Raw genomic sequence first — 16,647 nt, forward strand, 5'->3', positions numbered from 1 at the left:
ATTTTACAAAATTACAACTTGTCCTCGCCCCAAATATTGCGAAATGTAACAATTTTTTGCTAAAATCCACAAATAGGGTTAAGTTATATAACTATCAAGTTATATGAATATTGAAGGAATTATTAAAATTATGGTAAGTACCGCAATTAACCCCTCTGGGCATATAAAAATTAAAGAAGTTAAAGAAAATCTGCTCACACCACGCTTTTATACTACAGATTTTAAAGCGATCGCCAAGATGGATGTTTCTGCCCAAGAGGAGCAACTTAAAGCCATGTTAGAAGAAATGAAAGCGGACTATAATAGTCGCCATTTTATGCGGGATGACGATTTTGAGCAATCTTGGGAACATATTGATGAAACAACTCGTAAAGCCTTTGTTAACTTTTTAGAGCGCTCTTGCACTTCTGAATTTTCTGGATTTATTTTATTTAAAGAAATTTCTCGCCGCATTAAAAACGAAAATCCATTTTTGTCACAAATATTTGGCTTAATGGCCAGAGATGAAGCCCGTCATGCCGGATTTTTAAATAAAGCCATGAGTGACTTTAATATATCCTTAGATTTAGGCTATTTAACTCAACATCGGACTTATACTTTCTTTAAACCAGAATGGGTAATTTATGCGGTATATTTATCAGAAAAAATTGGTTATTGGCGTTATATTATCATGTTCCGCCACTTAGAAAAACACCCCGAATTTCAATTTTATCCACTGTTTAAAAAATTTGAAAATTGGTGTCAAGATGAAAACCGTCACGGAGATATTTTTAACGCACTTTTAAGATCTCAATCTTCAATGTGGGATGGCTGGAAAGGTCGTCTATGGGCAAGATTCTTCCTTTTATCTGTATTCGCTACCCACACTTTAACCGTACATGAAAGAGACGATTTTTATAAAGCAGTAGGCTTAGATGCAACGGAATATGATCGTCAAGTTACCCGTAAAACAAATGAAACGGCCGCGCGTTGTTTCCCTGCCATTTTAAACACAGAACATCCTGAATTTTTCCCACGTTTAGAAAGATGTGCAGAATATAATCAAACTATTGCTAATCTTGATCAAAGTAACGCTCCCTCTTTGATTAAATCTTTACAAAAATTACCCTATCAAATTGCAATTTTGTGGAATTTAATTATCTTATATTTGATTAAACCAATTGATGCTGAAGCATTAAGAGATACTGTACGTTAAACTTAACTTCCACCTCATAATTAATGCAAAAGTAGAGACATTTTGGTGCAATGTCTCTACTTTTCAACTAAGTAGATGTGTGTAATTAATTACTCAATGGTGGCACAGGCTTCTAGCCTGTGACGGGCAGGATGCCCATTCCACATTATGTAATTAATTTTGCTTAGGTACTTATTAATTATTCCCACTCGATCGTGCCGGGGGGCTTGGATGTAATATCATATACTACACGGTTAACGCCTTTAACCTCATTCACAATGCGGTTGGAAATAGCCTCTAAAATATCATAAGGAACTCTCGCCCAGTCGGCCGTCATGCCGTCTTCACTGGTTATAAAACGTAATACAACGGGGTGCGCGTAGGTGCGTTGATCCCCCATTACCCCCACACTACGGATCGGCAATAATACCGCAAAGGCCTGCCAATAGTCATGGTAAATGCCACGTTTAGCGATCTCATCGCGCACAACAAAATCGGCATCCCGTAAAATATTGAGTCTTTCTGAGGTTACTTCCCCAATAATGCGAATAGCTAAACCCGGGCCGGGGAAAGGATGACGGCGCACTATTTCTTCAGGTAAACCGATCGCTCGTGCCACATTGCGCACCTCATCTTTAAATAATTTGCGCAAAGGCTCAACCAGTTTAAACTGAAGATCCTTAGGTAAACCGCCCACATTATGATGACTTTTAATTTTAACGGCTACCCTTTCCCCCGTTTTGGGATCAACATTGGTATCCGCCGACTCGATCACATCGGGGTATAATGTACCCTGTGCCAAATAGTCAAAAGGCCCTAATCTTCTTGACTCTTCTTCAAAAACCTTAATAAACTCATGGCCAATGCGTTTGCGTTTTTCTTCGGGATCGGTAACACCTTTCATTAACTCTAAAAAGCGCTCCCTTGCATTAACATATTCCACATTGATGTGAAATTTTTGATCAAAAAGCTCCACTAGACGCTCCGGCTCACCTTTGCGCATAAAGCCCTGATCAATAAACATACAAGTTAACTGATCCGAGATCGCCTCATGGAGTAAAAAGGCCAAAGTTGAGGAGTCAACGCCACCTGATAACGCTAATAAAACCCGTTTATCCCCTACCTTTCCTCTGATTTCTCTAATCGCTTCCTGTACAAAAGCCTCAGTTGTCCAGGTGGGTTCACACTCACAAATGTGATAAACAAAATTACGAATTAAAGCTAACCCATATTGGGAATGTACCACTTCGGGGTGAAATTGAACACCATAAAGTTGTTTGTCATGATCGGCGATCGCCGCACAAGAGGTATTATGGGTATGAGCCAAAATTTCAAAACCGGCCGGAAGGTTAGTACAAGAGTCACCATGACTCATCCACATGGTAGAACCCTGCTCCACATTGGTCAATAGATCCGTGGGATCATCAATAAAAATAGAAGCCTTGCCATATTCGGCCAATTTTGCCCTTTCTACCTTCCCTCCTAACTGTTTCACCATTAACTGCATCCCATAACAAACACCCAAAACGGGGATCCCTAAATTCCAAATTTCGGGATCACATTCGGGCGCATTTTGATCATAAACAGAATTAGGCCCACCCGATAAAATAATTCCTTTAGGAGCAATTTTTCTTAACTGTTCAGCAGAGGTACGATAGGATATAACCTCAGAATAAACTTGAGTTTCTCTGATTCTTCTTGCAATTAATTCAGAATATTGAGAGCCAAAATCAATTATTACAATTATTTGACGATTTAAAGACCCAGAAAAATCTTCTTGATTGAGATTTTCTGGCATAATTTCCTTAGTTATAGATGAAGTATTCACTCTTAATAATTACCTTAATTCACAATAAAAGTTAACAAATAAAAATGTAAAGATTAATTAGGTTGAAAACCTACCCTTAGATCGGGTAAAAATAAAAAAATTTTTTCAAATTTTTTTCTTATTTTCAATTTCTCCTTAATTTTCAATATCTCCTTATTTTCAATTTCTCCACTGCTAGTAGAGGTAATTGTCAATTGTCCACTGTCAATTGTCAATTGTTGAAATTGCCGTTTGATTATTTTGCTTAGAAAAAGTTATAATATCTAACAGCATTTTTCTATCTTTCTCTAAATGGATAGACTTTTTATAAATTCAGATCATTATAACATAAGTTAGTAAAAATTGATGTACCTTCAGCACTTTTTATAATAATCTTTCTTTGACGATCGAACAGGATCGAGCCTACTGTAATCTCAAGAGATGTATGTTTTTTAATATGTTCTTGCGCTCTTTGATCGATCGTTAAAGCAATTTGTTGATAAATATTTTCTACCCAATTACTATTAGTTTGTTGATCCACTTCTTTTAAGATCATTAAAGCATCTTCTGTGGTTTCAGTTAATAAAATTTTTTCTAAGATCAAATAGGGTAATTTTAACTTAACACAATGATAAATAAAAATCTCTTTTCTCGCATCAGCTAAATGATGATGGGTGTGAAAAATTCCTCCAGCTAATTTAATTAATTTACCATGATAACCAAATAATAATATTTCTTCAATTCCTAATAAACTAGCTTGTACTAACATGGGGCTGATCCAGTTAGCTGTTTTTTGTAATTGTTGGGAATTAATACCCATTTCTTGAGCCAAACTTAAACCATTTTCACCAATACAAAATACTAAAGTTTTAAACTGTTGAGCTTTAACTTTTAATTCCTCTAAATAATATTCTAATTGAGCTTGAGAACTCAAGGGTTGAGCCACTCCAGAAGTACCTAATAAAGATAAACCTTCCACTACCCCAAAAGCCTCATTAGATGTTCTTTTAGCTAAACTTTTACCTTCAGGTAAAATGATCGTAACTGTTACTTTTTCATGGGGAGTTAATAACTTTTTGAGATTAAAAATCATTAATTCTTGGGCATAACTATAAATAGCAGGTTGATCATTTTCCTTAACTTTTTTACCGATACCTTCACCCCCTTTAATAATAATTTGTTCGTCTAAAATTGGGTTAATACTTTCTTCTAATTCTACTAATGCCCAGACGGGAGTATGACGAGTTAGATCTAAATTATCCCCCGGATCACTGAGGGTAATAGCTAAGGCTTGATTATCTTTAATTCTGGCCACTTGTTCAACTTTAATTGAAGCTATTTGAGCAGGTTTTATTAATTCAAGATTAATCGTTTCAATTGTTTTTTCTTCCTTTAAATAACTTAAAGAAGCCATCGCACTAGCCACCGCAAACACGGGTAAAGTATAACCTGATTTTAAATTTTTATTATTATCCATAGGGTTTAAATTACTTAAATAAATATTATTTTTAGGTGGGAAATTCCCACTTTACCACTAAATTTTAATCCGTTGAAAACTACGTTTTAAAAGATTAAATTGCCCCTGTAAATATTCAACATTTTGAGGTTGATCTCCATAGTGCCAACTTACATAAGCTTGCGCAATTTTTAAAATAATTTCTGCCTGTTCTTTTTCATAAATATTAAAACAACTTTGGGCATATTCTAAAGGAGTTTGAGCCGCATATTTAGGATAACCTTTTTCTGCTAAGAAATCAATCATTTCTTGATATAATTTAGCTTCGGGTGATAGTTTAGATAAACCTATTTTTTTGAGCCATTTTTTAACTTGGTTAAAGCCTAAAAAACTAATTAAACTAAGCAATAAGAAAACAATAATTACTGTGAGAAAACCAACAATTCCACTGGAAAAGAATTGCCATAATTTACTAATTAATGTGATTAATTTAACAATGATAAAATCCCATATATTTTTCAAAAATCCAGTAAGAGGAGAAGGAAGCCAACTTGCTATCCAATCCCAAAATTGTTTAACTATACCAAAAGGTGTATATTCTTCAATGGAAGGTGGAAATAAATCATGGCCAGGGATGGGATCAAAGGCAAACCAACCATAACTACCAAAATAAACTTCTGTAATGGCATAAGCATCGGTATTATGTACTAAATAATAACCCGTAAAAGGATTAAATTGGCCTGGGGCAAAACCAACGGTTAACCTTGCAGGAATACCGATCGAGCGTAACATTATTGTTAAGACGGCGGAAAAATGATCGGGATAACCTCCTTGATATTTGTCTAAAAAAGCGGTGACTAAATCTTCATTTTCATCAAAAAAAGGTATCTCTGGAATAATACGATATTGTTGTTTTAAAGCTTGAGTTAAAAATAAAGCTTTTTCATAATTAGATGTTAAATCATAAGTAGATTTCGCCATTAATTCTTCTGCTTTTTGTTTAACTTTTGCTTTAATTTCTTCAGGTATTTGTAGATAATATTTTTCAAATTCTTGAGGATATTTTGTTGAGGCCGTTCTTAATAAAGTCCGGTTACGATAGGGAACATCAGAAATAACAGTATAGGTTAAACCTTCTGTCATAAAAGTAGGAGAAATCAAACTTCCTTCCGGATCTAAAGCGATTTCTTTAGTGGGAAAAAATAAGGCCGATGGATGAGTTAAAGCAGGGATAATATTAGGTAAATCAGAGGCTACCGTATAACTTTGAATAATTCTTTTTGTGCCTCCCTTGATAAAAGGAGGATAAATATTAAAGCGATAAGTCCAGTTGGGACGATTGATCGTCTTCAAATCATCTGGCCGTGAGGATTCCCAGCCTTGACCATTATACCGATCAAATGCTAAAACTCGCCAAAAGCCCGGATTTTGCGATCTCACCCTTAACACTAATTTTTTCTCCATTTCTCCACGCAAATTCATATTCATGGTACGGTTGAAACCATAATAAAAAGTCTCATCCATCTCACCCTGTCCTGAAGTTGGGCTATTGCCCTGATTTTGGCCTCCCGTACCCTGTTCCCCCTCTTTCACATAACCCGGATTAGAAATACCTTGATTATTTTCATTAAATGTTTGTTCTTTTTCATCAATTTGTTCAATGCCACTACTGACGGGAAAATTTTGTAATTGATAACCCGGAAATCTTGGCATAATGGCAAAAATGAATAATCCTAAAATTAAGACAATTCCAAACAAACGAGCTAATTTACGAGGAGCGATCGGAAAATATTGTAATAATTTAAAAGATTGATTTTTAGAATCTTGATTAGGCGGATTTAATAATAATTGATCTAATGGTTTTAAACCCAAACGGGAACGATAATCTAAAATTAAAACAGGAAAAACTAAACCTAAAAAAAGTAATAAAAAAGGAGCAAAAGCCAGAGTTTGAGACACCGTTCCCGCTACCCCTAATAAAATAATTCCGATGAGAGTTGAATAACCTAAATCTTTACGGCGAGGTAAATCAAAACTATGTAATACTTGTAATTCAATTAATAATTTAGCTAAAACTAAACGAGTATCATTTAAACTTCTAAATAAATCGCCAAAAAACAATAACATCATGGAGATCATGCCGATGGCAATTAAAAATTTAGCCGTAATATTGGGTTTTTTGCGATTGTGCCAACTCCAGATCGCCCCAACGATCGAAAGGGGAACAGCCCATAAACTGAGCCAAGTTTCCCCCGCCACATCCGTTGCAATAATTCCCACAATCACTAAAGCCTGTACAAAAATCCTCAGTAACACCGATTCTTCCGTCTTTGGCACAGGCAAAGACTCTAAACGCTCTTGAAATTTTTGAAAAAAAGATTTTTTGTGCGATTGTTGCAGTTTTACCATAAAAATTAATTCAATTTTATTTCAATTATCAACAAAAAATCAGTACCTTTGTTGAATTTGACCTACCCTAATCCCAATTATTAATATTATCAGAGATCAAAAATATTAATTGTTTTTGCTCTTGATTATTTAAACAATTTAATGAAAAATGGAACTTATTAAAGTTAAAATCGTTCAGATAAACTAGATTATTATTTATCAATTATTATACAAGCTGGTTATTATGTTAAATATTCAATCCTTATTGCCTTATTCCGTTCGTTCTCTGGTCATTGTCGCCCTGACAGGGGTGGGCTTAGGTTGTGGCCTTATTCCCGAAATTTCCCCTCACTCCAATCATTTTGAATTAAATTTTATCGTTTCTGCCCAAACTACTAATTTTAGCGATACACAACTGGAAAATTATGCTAGGGCTGTTTTAGCGATGGAAAGTGAACGACAGTCAACCTACGACTTTATCAAAGAAAAGGCAGGAACAGTACCCGAAATATCCTGTTATCAATCAAATGGGAACGAAATTCAACCCATCAGCCGTAGTCGCTTAAGAGAACAACTACAAAGAAATTTAGCCTCATTAAATGACTCTAACTTAAATCAAGTGGTAGATCGAGCCTTTAATTATTGTCGTTTTGCCCAAAGAACAGTTCATGAAAGCGGTTTAAGTAGTAGAGATTTTAATACAATTACCAATAATTGGCAACAATTAGCTTCCCGTCTTAATCCTATTTTGATCCGTTTACAACAAAATTAATGATTAGTTGACAATTGATAATTGTCAATGGTTACTTGACTTTTGACCTAAAATATGATAGATTGGGGAATGTACCAATCAGCGGATGTGGTGGAATTGGTAGACACGCACGCTTGAGGGGCGTGTAGCTCACGCTATGCGAGTTCGAGTCTCGCCATCCGCATTTTTAAGATTTGTTTGTTCACAGATCTTTGATAATAGAGAATAATTAATAATAGAATAATTAATAATAAAAGAATAATCGTTGTTTTTTTTAGTCTTTGATGCTAGACCAATTCTTGACTTACTTTGATCTAAAAACATCATTTCTATTAATGATCCTAATCGCTTTAGAAGCTGTTTTATCGGCCGATAATGCGATCGCCCTAGCCGCTATTGCCCAAGGTTTAAAAGACCCTAAACAGCAGACTTATGCTTTAAATATCGGCTTATTAGCGGCCTATGTCTTGAGAATCACTTTAATTTTAACCGCCACATGGGTGGTTAAATATTGGCAGTTTGAGTTATTAGGTGCGGCCTATCTACTCTGGTTGGTGTTTAATTATTTCACTTCTGATAAGGATGATGATCAACAACATCATCACCACCTTAATTTTAAATCTCTTTGGCAAACCATTCCCATGATTGCCGTCACTGACTTGGCTTTTTCTCTGGATAGTGTGACTACTGCGATCGCTGTAGCTGATCAAACGTGGTTAATCATTTTAGGGGGTACAATTGGGGTAATAACCTTAAGATTTTTGGCCGGTTTATTTATTAAATGGTTAGAAGAATACAAACATTTAGAAGATGCAGGTTTTATCACTGTAGGCTTTGTTGGTTTAAGACTATTATTAAAAGTAATTTATCCCGAATTTTTACCGCCAGAATGGTTAATGATCGTGTTAATTATGGGTATGTTTGTGTGGGGTTTTTCTGAGAAAAATCCGATTCAAGAAACAGAAATAAAAGAAGTTATCAACAAAGAATAATTAAATTTGCTCAATAATTATTTTAATTCAACAATTGACAATTGACCATGATCAATTGTCAATTATCAATTGGTCAACTTAATTTTAATTAGATAGATTTTACTTTAATTAAGGCATCTTCAGCCGCATCTTTTTCCGCCTCTTTTTTATTTTTGCCCTGGCCTTGGCCATAACATTGATTACCTACATAAACTTTAGAAACAAACTGAGGAGAATGATCGGGAGTTCCCTCAACTTTTTCCGTAATATATTTAGGAGGAGTGCTAGAAATATTAGCTTGTACCCATTGTTGAAAACGATTTTTTGAGTCCACATTTGAACGTGCTACCATTAAATTTTTGGGTACGGAATCAAATAATTCTTCTACGATTTTTGCTACTTGTTTAATATCACTTTTATCTAAATAATAAGCGCCTACAACTGCTTCAAAAGTGCTACTTAAAAGGTTAGGATTATGAAAGCCACCATCACGGATCGCCCCTTGTCCTAAGCGCATTTTAAAATTTAAACCTACTATTTGGGCAAATTTTGCTAATTGTTTTTCATCAACTAAAGCGGCACGTCTGCGAGTCATTTCTTCCTCACTCATATTATTATTATGATGATATAAATAATCACCACTTAAAAAGTTTAAAATCGCATCACCTAAAAATTCTAATCTTTCGTTATCTTCGATATTATCCGTATTCTCATTGACATAAGAACGATGGGTTAGAGCCTGTAATAATAATTTTTGATTGTTAAAGTTTAATAGTTCGTGCATAATTTTTGTTCAGATTAAGATGAATTGTTTAAAGTAATAATAAGGTGGGCAAATTTTCAGGAGTCTCAAAACCTAAAAAGTAGCTCAACTATCACCAATTTTTAAAATAACTAGCAGGAAAACTACTTTTTAACTTAAATTATAAGTCTCAAAAATACAATCTTTAAACCTAATCCCTTTGTAAATCTTCTCTTTTGATTTAGTAATGGTTTAGTTACAACTAAATCAAGAGAAAAGATTTACAAAAATGTTAGATTTTAAGTTTATATAGATGAGACAAATATCAAGTTAAAGATATTTAATACTCTGCCTTATTTGTAGCATAATAATTGAATTGTGTCAAGAAAAAAAATCAAAAGTCTGGGATTTTTTCTCTCTAATTTTTTTTGTCCATCTTGTTAAAAAATCTTACGACTTTTTTGTTATAAGGTGGGCAATTAATAATTTAAAAGAAAATTACCCACCGGACAGATTAACCCTGAAGAAATTTAACTAATTCTTGTAATTTATCATAAGCTTTCCCACTTTTTAATATGTCTTTTGCTAGATCAATTCCTGCTTGATGATCACCCCATTTGATCCCATCCCCCACTTGTAAAGCTAAACTAACATTTAAAGCAACTACATCATTTTGAGCAGGTGTACCTTTTCCTTGTAAAACCTTAGTTAAAATGCCTTTATTTTCTTCTACTTCTCCTCCTTTTAAATCGCTTAAAGTTGCCTTAGTTAAATTAAATTCTTGGGGATTAATTGTCTCAATTTTTAAATTTTGTCCCTCAATAAAAGCAATATCTGTTAAATCGCCTAAACAAGCTTCATCTACTTTTTCTCTACCATATAAAACCATTGCTTTTTTTATACCTAAATTCTGTAAAGCTTCACCCATACTTGTTAAAAATTGAGGGCTATAAACGCCGATAATTTGACCATTAGGCCATAAAGGATTGACTAAAGGCCCTAATAAATTAAATACAGTTCTTACTTTTAAAGTACGCCTTAACGGGACAACATTTTTCATCGCTGGATGCCATCCCGGAGCAAATAAAAAGGTAATTCCTACTTGATCTAATGCTTGTTTTACTGTTACTAAATCCGCAGATAAATTAAGGCCTAAAGCTTCTAAAACATCGGCGGAGCCAACCTTACTAGATGCGGATCTATTCCCATGTTTGGCCACTTTAATTCCGGCGGCTGAAGTAACAAAAGCCACCGCAGTGGAAATATTAAAAGTTGATGCCCCATCTCCGCCTGTGCCACAGGTATCAATTACGGGATAATTATAAGTAATAAGATCAGCTTGATTTGCTTGATTTTGTAGCACTTTAGCCATTCCCGTTAATTCATTTCCTGATACACCTTTACATTGAATTGCTGTTAAGATTGCACCGGATAAAACCTCAGGAATTTGATTATTTAACCACCCTGTCATGAGGGTACTGGCTTGATCAATTGTGAGGGATTCTTTATCTAATAATTGTTGTAATAAATTTGACCAGTTTTCTGTATTATTATTATTCATAAATAAAATTAAGCTATAGTTTTTAAAAATTATCAATTGACAATTTTTCCTTATTTTCAATCCTCTCACGTTAGTGAGAGGTAATTGTCAATTGTTGAACATATCTTAATTAAGCAAGGCTTAAAAGTCTAATATTTAAAATGGAATATCATCTAAATTTTCTTCTGAAATTTGATTTGCATTCTGATTAAAAGGGCTTGATGATGGGGTTGCAGTAGTAGTAGGATTACTTTGAAAAGGAATGACATTACTAGAATTACTGGCTTGATTTGATGTTGTTGAAGTTTGATAATTAGATGATGAAGATGAGCCACTAACGCCCACAATGCGAGAAATAATTAATTCTGCTCGTTTTTCCTTAAAGCCCTCTTGACGCTCGATCATATTCATAGATAAACGCCCTTCCATCACGATCTGATCCCCTTCTTTATACTGCTCATTAATTTCTAGGGCAATATTCCCCCAGCCCACCGCTTTCACTGTTTGGGGTGGATCATTGGGGCTAACTCCTTCAAACTCAACGATCATATTAGTTACAGGCTTTTGATCAACGGTATAGCGTAACTCTGGGCTTTTAATCACTTTTGCCATTAAAACGCAACTATTCATGATTGAAACTCCTTATTTTTTGATAATTTAGAACAATTGTACTTGATTAATTGATAATTGACAATTAATTAATTAATAATGATCAATGATAAATAACAAAATTTTAACCTTCAAGTTCGCAAAGTTCAAGCCATTTATTAGTAGCTTGATCTATTTCTTCATTAATTTTAGCTAATTGTTCGGTTAAATTTTGTAATTCATTATAATCATTAGGGGGATTTTGATAAAGTTTAGCTTCAATTTCTTCTTTTTTACTTTCTAAATCGGGAATAATTATTGTTTCTAATTTCTCTAATTCTTTCTTTTGATAATTAGATAAACGCTTTGGTTTTTGAGGTGCATAATTAGTTTTAACTTTCTCTTTTTTATTAACAGTTTCTTGAAGATTATTAGTGATTTTAATTTCTTTTTCCTCTTGTTTTTTATAATCTAAATAGACAGAATAATTGCCCGGATATTGGCGAATTTTACCATCTTTTTCAATGGCAAAAATTGTATTAACCGTGCGATCTAAAAAGTAGCGATCATGGGAAATAATCACCACACAACCATTAAATTTTTCCAGATATTCTTCTAAAACTGCTAAAGTTTGCACATCCAGATCATTAGTAGGTTCATCTAATAATAAAACATTGGGCGCACTCATCAAAATTTTTAATAAAAATAGCCTTCTTTTTTCCCCCCCAGAGAGCTTAAAAATGGGGGTATATTGTTGATTAGGTGTAAACAAAAATCGCTCCAACATTTGAGATGCCGTGATCTGTGTGCCATCGCTAGTTTCCACGATCGCCGCCACATCCTTAATATAGTCAATCACCCTTTTCTGAGCCTCGGCATTGCTCACAATGTCTTCAGAGCGTTGATCAAAATAACCAAAATGGATGGTACTGCCGATCTCCACAGTTCCCTGATCTGGGTCAATTTGCCCCGTCATCATATTCATTAAAGTGGATTTTCCCGCCCCATTACCGCCAATAATACCGATGCGATCGCCGGGGACAAATTCATAACTAAAATCCCTAATTAAAGTGCCATTATTAAAGCCTTTGGAGATATTTTTAAGCTCAATTACTTTTTTACCGATCCGGCGGCCGGGGGTATCAATTTCCACCTTACCTTGAGCCTCTTTAAAAGTCTTTTCCTGTAACTCATAAGCCCTGCCTATACGGGCTTTTTGTTTGGTACTACGGGCTTTAGGGCCTTTTTTCAACCATTCTAACTCACGGCGTAAAATACCCTTATGTTTTTGTTGGGTACTCGCAATAGATTCTTCAGCTAACGCTTTTTTCTCCAAATAATAACTATAATTTCCGCTATAACTATATAAATCACCCCGATCTATTTCTAAAATACGGTTAGTAACTTGATCTAAAAAATAACGATCATGGGTAATTAATAAAATAGACCCTCTGAATTTACTTAAATATTCCTGTAACCATTCTACGGATTGTGCGTCTAAATGGTTAGTCGGCTCATCCATTAATAATAAATCAGGATCAGCCATTAAAGCCGAAGCTAAGGCGATGCGTTTACAATAACCCCCAGATAACGCACTCACTTTAGCCTCAAAATCCTCAATTCCTAATTTTTGGAGGATAATTTTCGCATTAGTTTCTAACTCCCAAATACCCTCATTTTCGATTTTTTGGGTAATTTTAGTTAATTTTTCCATTAATTGGGTTTGATTTTCTGAATTTTCATGAGCTAAACGGTGAGTTAAATCCTCATATTCTTTAATTAATTGCATTTCTTGACTACAATTAGCAAAAACCTGCTCTAAAACCGTCAAATTTTTATTAATATTTTCCTGTTGAGGTAGATAAACAATTTTCGCTCCAGACTTAACAATTTGTTGGCCACCGTCACTTAATTCAATTCCTGCTAATATTTTTAAAAGGGTAGATTTTCCCGATCCATTAACACCAATTAAACCGATTTTATCATTATCTTCAATGCTAAAAGTAGCATTTTTTAATATTTCTTTAATCCCGAAATCTTTTTTAAGAGATTGTACTGCAATAATAGTCATATTTTAAGTTTTTTTGATTATTTTTTATCTGAAATTTATTGATTAAAATTAATTTTATGCTTCTACATATTGACATTCTGTCGTCGGTTGTGGAATAGGTAAACCTTGAATTTGTAACCCTTCTAAATGAAAAGAGATAGCTTCTTTAATATTTTCTTCTACTTCTTGAATTGTATTTCCCGTTGTTACACATCCGGGTAAATCTGGCACATAAGCAGAGTAATTATTTTCTGTTTTTTCGATGATAATTGCATAACGCATAATTTTTTGTCCTTTGAATTTACTTAATTTACATTTAATTGTGCTTGTTTATAAATACTGTGTAATGTCCCGATGGCTAAATCATCAGATAATTTACCCGAAATGGTCACTAAACTTGATTTAATTGAATGTTTAAATTGACGATGACTGCCTTTAGTTCTCACTAAATACCAGCCATCTTTTTCGATTAATTTAATTACATCTTTTACTTTCACAATTTTATTTTACCATAAATCAATATTATCTAATAAAAATTAATTTTTATTAAATAATATTCTCTCACATTTAAGTTACTAAAGCAATAACTTCTTGATTAATTATTTCCCCTAATTTATCCTCTGCTAGATCTAAATCATAATCTAATTGTAAACCTAGCCAAAATTGAGGAGATATTTTAAAATAACGACTTAAACGTAAAGCTATATCAGCAGTAATCGGACGTTTTTGTTCAATTATTTCATTGATAAGACTGACTGAAACTTTAAGGTCTAAAGCTAAATTTTCAGGTGATAAATTTAGAGGAATTAAAAATTCTTCTAATAAAATTTCTCCGGGATGAATTGGGTTTAATTTTTCAGTTTGCATAAATTTTATCCTTAATGATAATCTACAATTTCTACATTAAAAGCGTTATTTTCGTACCATTCAAAACAAATTCTCCATTGATCATTGATTCTAATACTATACTGACCTAATCGTCCACCTTTTAGTTTTTCTAAACGATTAGCAGGAGGAATTTTTAGTTCTTCAAGGGTTTGTACTCGGTTAATCATTCTTAATTTTCTTAAAGCTATTTGTTGAATATCTAAAGGCAATTTTTTAGATTGTTGTCTTTCAAATATTTTTTTTGTTTCTTTATTTTTAAAAGATTTAATCATTTGATTTAATTAAATACTTAATAATTATAAGGATTTTTTGGCGTTGGAATCTCTTTAATATTCTTAGAAACTAATATTAATTGACGTTTTCCTGAAGTAGTTTCAGTTAAAGTATTAGCATCAACATTTAAAGTTTCTGTAGCCATTTCTCCTTCTATTTCTAACCATGTATCAGGGGGATAAGTTTGACGAGATGCGTTTAATTTTACCGGAATACCAACGGGATAAGCGTCCACTGCACAACAGGTTAACACAAATCTACTTATTAATAAATAATTCTCTGGAAGTTGGGGTAAATGAATCACAAAACCTTGAATTTTTGCTTTTTGACCTGTATAGGCATCGGGTTCGGGATAGGCGTTTAAAGTGCGGATCCATTCGATTAATGTTCTCTCCTCTGGTTTACTATTTAAACGGAATGATTGAGGTTGGGATCTAGTAACAGGTAAAGTCTCACTAACTCCTCTTTGTAAGGCAGTTTGAGAGGTTAAAACTTGAGGAGAAATGATCAAACCGATCGCCGCCGTAACTGTTAATAAACCGCTACTCCATCCGGGGGGTAAAAGGGTTAAATGTTCAACCATAGGCTGATCTAAACCTTTGGGTTTTTTGACTTGTTTAATAATTTCGATTGTTTTGAAAATACTTAAGATTAATAAAGTTATTCCGGTGATTTTTACTAACAAAAAATAATTAGGATGAATTAATAAATATAATTCATTGGTTAACCAATATTTAACTAATAGTAAACCCCAAGCAAAAATGGCTACGACATCTAACCAGATTGTTAATTTTTTATTTTTAAGCATAGTTAATTAAATTAATTTTAATAATTTTAAATAAATTTTTTAATTGTTCAAATAACGAATAAAGAATAACCAGTAACCCATAACAAATAACTTAAAAGATATAACCGTAACCTAATGTTAAAATAAAGGTTAATTGAGCGGCCAAAGCAAATAAATATATTAACATTTTTGGCTTAAAAATTGATAACATTAATCCGATCGCTTTAATATCAATCATCGGGCCAAAAACTAAAAAAGCCAATATCGATCCAGTGGTAAAAGTAGAGGCAAATGAGAGGGCAAAAAATGAGTCTACTGTTGAACAAATGGACACTACGGCCGCTAAGATCATCATCGCTACCACTGAGGTTATCTCATCTTGCCCTAAACTTAAAATAATTTCTCTAGGTACAAATACTTGAATCATAGCGGCGATCGCGCTACCAAAAATTAAAATAGCTCCTAATTCCCGTAATTCTTGAGTTAAATTTTCTAAAAAAACCATCATTTTTGGCTTAAAAGATTTTTTACCAATTAAATTATCCTCTAATTGTTCCATCGCAAGGGGTTGACCATCATTATTTAATAAAAATGTCCCCGACTGAAGTAAAGGTGAAATATTATCAGTTAATTTTTTAGTTTTTTGACCTTGAGAATTACGTTTATTTAACCATTTGATTCTTTGAGCTAAAATAGGTTGTAATAAAGGGCTTAAATCCTTTTGGACAGAGAACACCCACCCTAAAATAGTGGCAATTCCAAGGGAGAAAATTACCCTAAAAATAACAATTTCAGGTTGATCTTTAAAAGCCACATAAGTAGACCAAATTACGATCGGGTTGATGGTGGGGGCGGCCAATAAAAAACTCACCGCTACAGAGGCAGGGATGCCCTGAGTTAATAAACGTCTGGCCACAGGTACATTACCACACTCACAAACAGGGAATAAAAAACCCGCACAACTACCTACAAAAGCTCCTAAAAAGGGATTTTTGGGTAATTTCGCAATTAATTGTCCTTCATCAATAAATAGTAATAATGAACTAGAAAGCAACACCCCTAACAATAAAAAGGGCATGGCTTCCACTAATAAACTAAAAAATAAAGTTAAAGCGGCATAAAATTGATCCATGCTGGTTAAAATAGTCCGAAGTTTAGATTTTAAATTTTATATTTAAAAGTAACAAATCTGAGTAATTAAAGTATGATAAATGATTAGCAACAATGATACC

At 33.5% G+C, this 16,647-nt stretch carries 16 protein-coding genes and 1 tRNA gene; 4 read left to right on the forward strand and 13 right to left on the reverse strand.

Annotated features, from left to right (window positions below; all coding sequences use genetic code 11):
• Window positions 1–130: 130 nt before the first annotated feature.
• Window positions 131–1,195 carry a magnesium-protoporphyrin IX monomethyl ester (oxidative) cyclase gene (gene acsF / locus Anndu_RS11390; protein ID WP_464104080.1) on the forward strand — a complete coding sequence of 355 codons (1,065 nt, stop codon included), beginning with the start codon at window positions 131–133 and terminating at the stop codon, window positions 1,193–1,195.
• 178 nt (window positions 1,196–1,373) lie between these two features.
• Here acsF and guaA read toward each other — a convergent pair whose 3' ends face one another.
• From guaA to Anndu_RS11405, 3 genes are all read right to left on the reverse strand, one after another.
• Entirely contained in the window at window positions 1,374–2,972 is a 1,599-nt protein-coding gene (gene guaA, locus Anndu_RS11395) for a glutamine-hydrolyzing GMP synthase (protein WP_464104081.1), read from the reverse strand.
• Window positions 2,973–3,306: 334 nt separating this feature from the next.
• The gene (gene cbiD / locus Anndu_RS11400; protein ID WP_464101318.1) at window positions 3,307–4,458 is read right to left on the reverse strand and encodes a cobalt-precorrin-5B (C(1))-methyltransferase CbiD; all 1,152 of its coding nucleotides are present in this window, start codon (window positions 4,456–4,458) and stop codon (window positions 3,307–3,309) included.
• A gap of 57 nt (window positions 4,459–4,515) precedes the next feature.
• Window positions 4,516–6,846: a transglutaminase TgpA family protein gene (locus Anndu_RS11405; RefSeq protein WP_464101319.1), complete on the reverse strand. Its 2,331-nt coding sequence runs from the start codon at window positions 6,844–6,846 to the stop codon at window positions 4,516–4,518.
• A gap of 223 nt (window positions 6,847–7,069) precedes the next feature.
• Between Anndu_RS11405 and Anndu_RS11410 the strand changes: the two genes are divergently transcribed.
• The 3 genes from Anndu_RS11410 to Anndu_RS11420 all read left to right on the forward strand — a co-directional run bounded on the left by Anndu_RS11410 (window position 7,070) and on the right by Anndu_RS11420 (window position 8,568).
• The gene (locus Anndu_RS11410; protein ID WP_464101320.1) at window positions 7,070–7,597 is read left to right on the forward strand and encodes a DUF4168 domain-containing protein; all 528 of its coding nucleotides are present in this window, start codon (window positions 7,070–7,072) and stop codon (window positions 7,595–7,597) included.
• An 81-nt stretch (window positions 7,598–7,678) separates the two neighbouring features.
• Window positions 7,679–7,760, forward strand: a tRNA-Leu gene (locus Anndu_RS11415).
• Between the two features lie 100 nt (window positions 7,761–7,860).
• The gene (locus tag Anndu_RS11420; RefSeq protein WP_464101321.1) at window positions 7,861–8,568 is read left to right on the forward strand and encodes a TerC family protein; all 708 of its coding nucleotides are present in this window, start codon (window positions 7,861–7,863) and stop codon (window positions 8,566–8,568) included.
• Window positions 8,569–8,656: 88 nt separating this feature from the next.
• Here Anndu_RS11420 and rnc read toward each other — a convergent pair whose 3' ends face one another.
• The 10 genes from rnc to Anndu_RS11470 all read right to left on the reverse strand — a co-directional run bounded on the left by rnc (window position 8,657) and on the right by Anndu_RS11470 (window position 16,547).
• Window positions 8,657–9,331: a ribonuclease III gene (gene rnc, locus Anndu_RS11425; protein ID WP_464101322.1), complete on the reverse strand. Its 675-nt coding sequence runs from the start codon at window positions 9,329–9,331 to the stop codon at window positions 8,657–8,659.
• A 472-nt stretch (window positions 9,332–9,803) separates the two neighbouring features.
• Window positions 9,804–10,850: an anthranilate phosphoribosyltransferase gene (gene trpD / locus Anndu_RS11430; RefSeq protein WP_464101323.1), complete on the reverse strand. Its 1,047-nt coding sequence runs from the start codon at window positions 10,848–10,850 to the stop codon at window positions 9,804–9,806.
• A gap of 135 nt (window positions 10,851–10,985) precedes the next feature.
• A complete protein-coding gene (locus Anndu_RS11435) occupies window positions 10,986–11,459 on the reverse strand; it encodes a single-stranded DNA-binding protein (protein WP_464101324.1) in 474 nt (157 codons plus the stop codon).
• A gap of 103 nt (window positions 11,460–11,562) precedes the next feature.
• Window positions 11,563–13,488, reverse strand: coding sequence for an ABC-F family ATP-binding cassette domain-containing protein (locus tag Anndu_RS11440; RefSeq protein ID WP_464101325.1), 1,926 nt, complete (start codon window positions 13,486–13,488; stop codon window positions 11,563–11,565).
• A 54-nt stretch (window positions 13,489–13,542) separates the two neighbouring features.
• Window positions 13,543–13,749 (reverse strand): type II toxin-antitoxin system HicB family antitoxin, encoded by a 207-nt coding sequence (locus Anndu_RS11445; protein ID WP_464101326.1) that lies wholly within the window; start codon window positions 13,747–13,749, stop codon window positions 13,543–13,545.
• Window positions 13,750–13,772: 23 nt separating this feature from the next.
• Window positions 13,773–13,964: a type II toxin-antitoxin system HicA family toxin gene (locus Anndu_RS11450; RefSeq protein ID WP_464101327.1), complete on the reverse strand. Its 192-nt coding sequence runs from the start codon at window positions 13,962–13,964 to the stop codon at window positions 13,773–13,775.
• Window positions 13,965–14,034: 70 nt separating this feature from the next.
• Window positions 14,035–14,334, reverse strand: coding sequence for a HigA family addiction module antitoxin (locus tag Anndu_RS11455; RefSeq protein ID WP_464101328.1), 300 nt, complete (start codon window positions 14,332–14,334; stop codon window positions 14,035–14,037).
• Between the two features lie 11 nt (window positions 14,335–14,345).
• Complete coding sequence (locus tag Anndu_RS11460) at window positions 14,346–14,627, reverse strand: type II toxin-antitoxin system RelE/ParE family toxin (protein ID WP_464101329.1); 282 nt, start codon at window positions 14,625–14,627, stop codon at window positions 14,346–14,348.
• Window positions 14,628–14,644: 17 nt separating this feature from the next.
• Complete coding sequence (locus Anndu_RS11465) at window positions 14,645–15,436, reverse strand: TIGR03943 family putative permease subunit (RefSeq protein ID WP_464101330.1); 792 nt, start codon at window positions 15,434–15,436, stop codon at window positions 14,645–14,647.
• Between the two features lie 91 nt (window positions 15,437–15,527).
• Window positions 15,528–16,547 carry a permease gene (locus Anndu_RS11470; RefSeq protein WP_464101331.1) on the reverse strand — a complete coding sequence of 340 codons (1,020 nt, stop codon included), beginning with the start codon at window positions 16,545–16,547 and terminating at the stop codon, window positions 15,528–15,530.
• Window positions 16,548–16,647: the final 100 nt, after the last annotated feature.

It is taken from the genome of Annamia dubia NIES-4383, assembly GCF_055394725.1.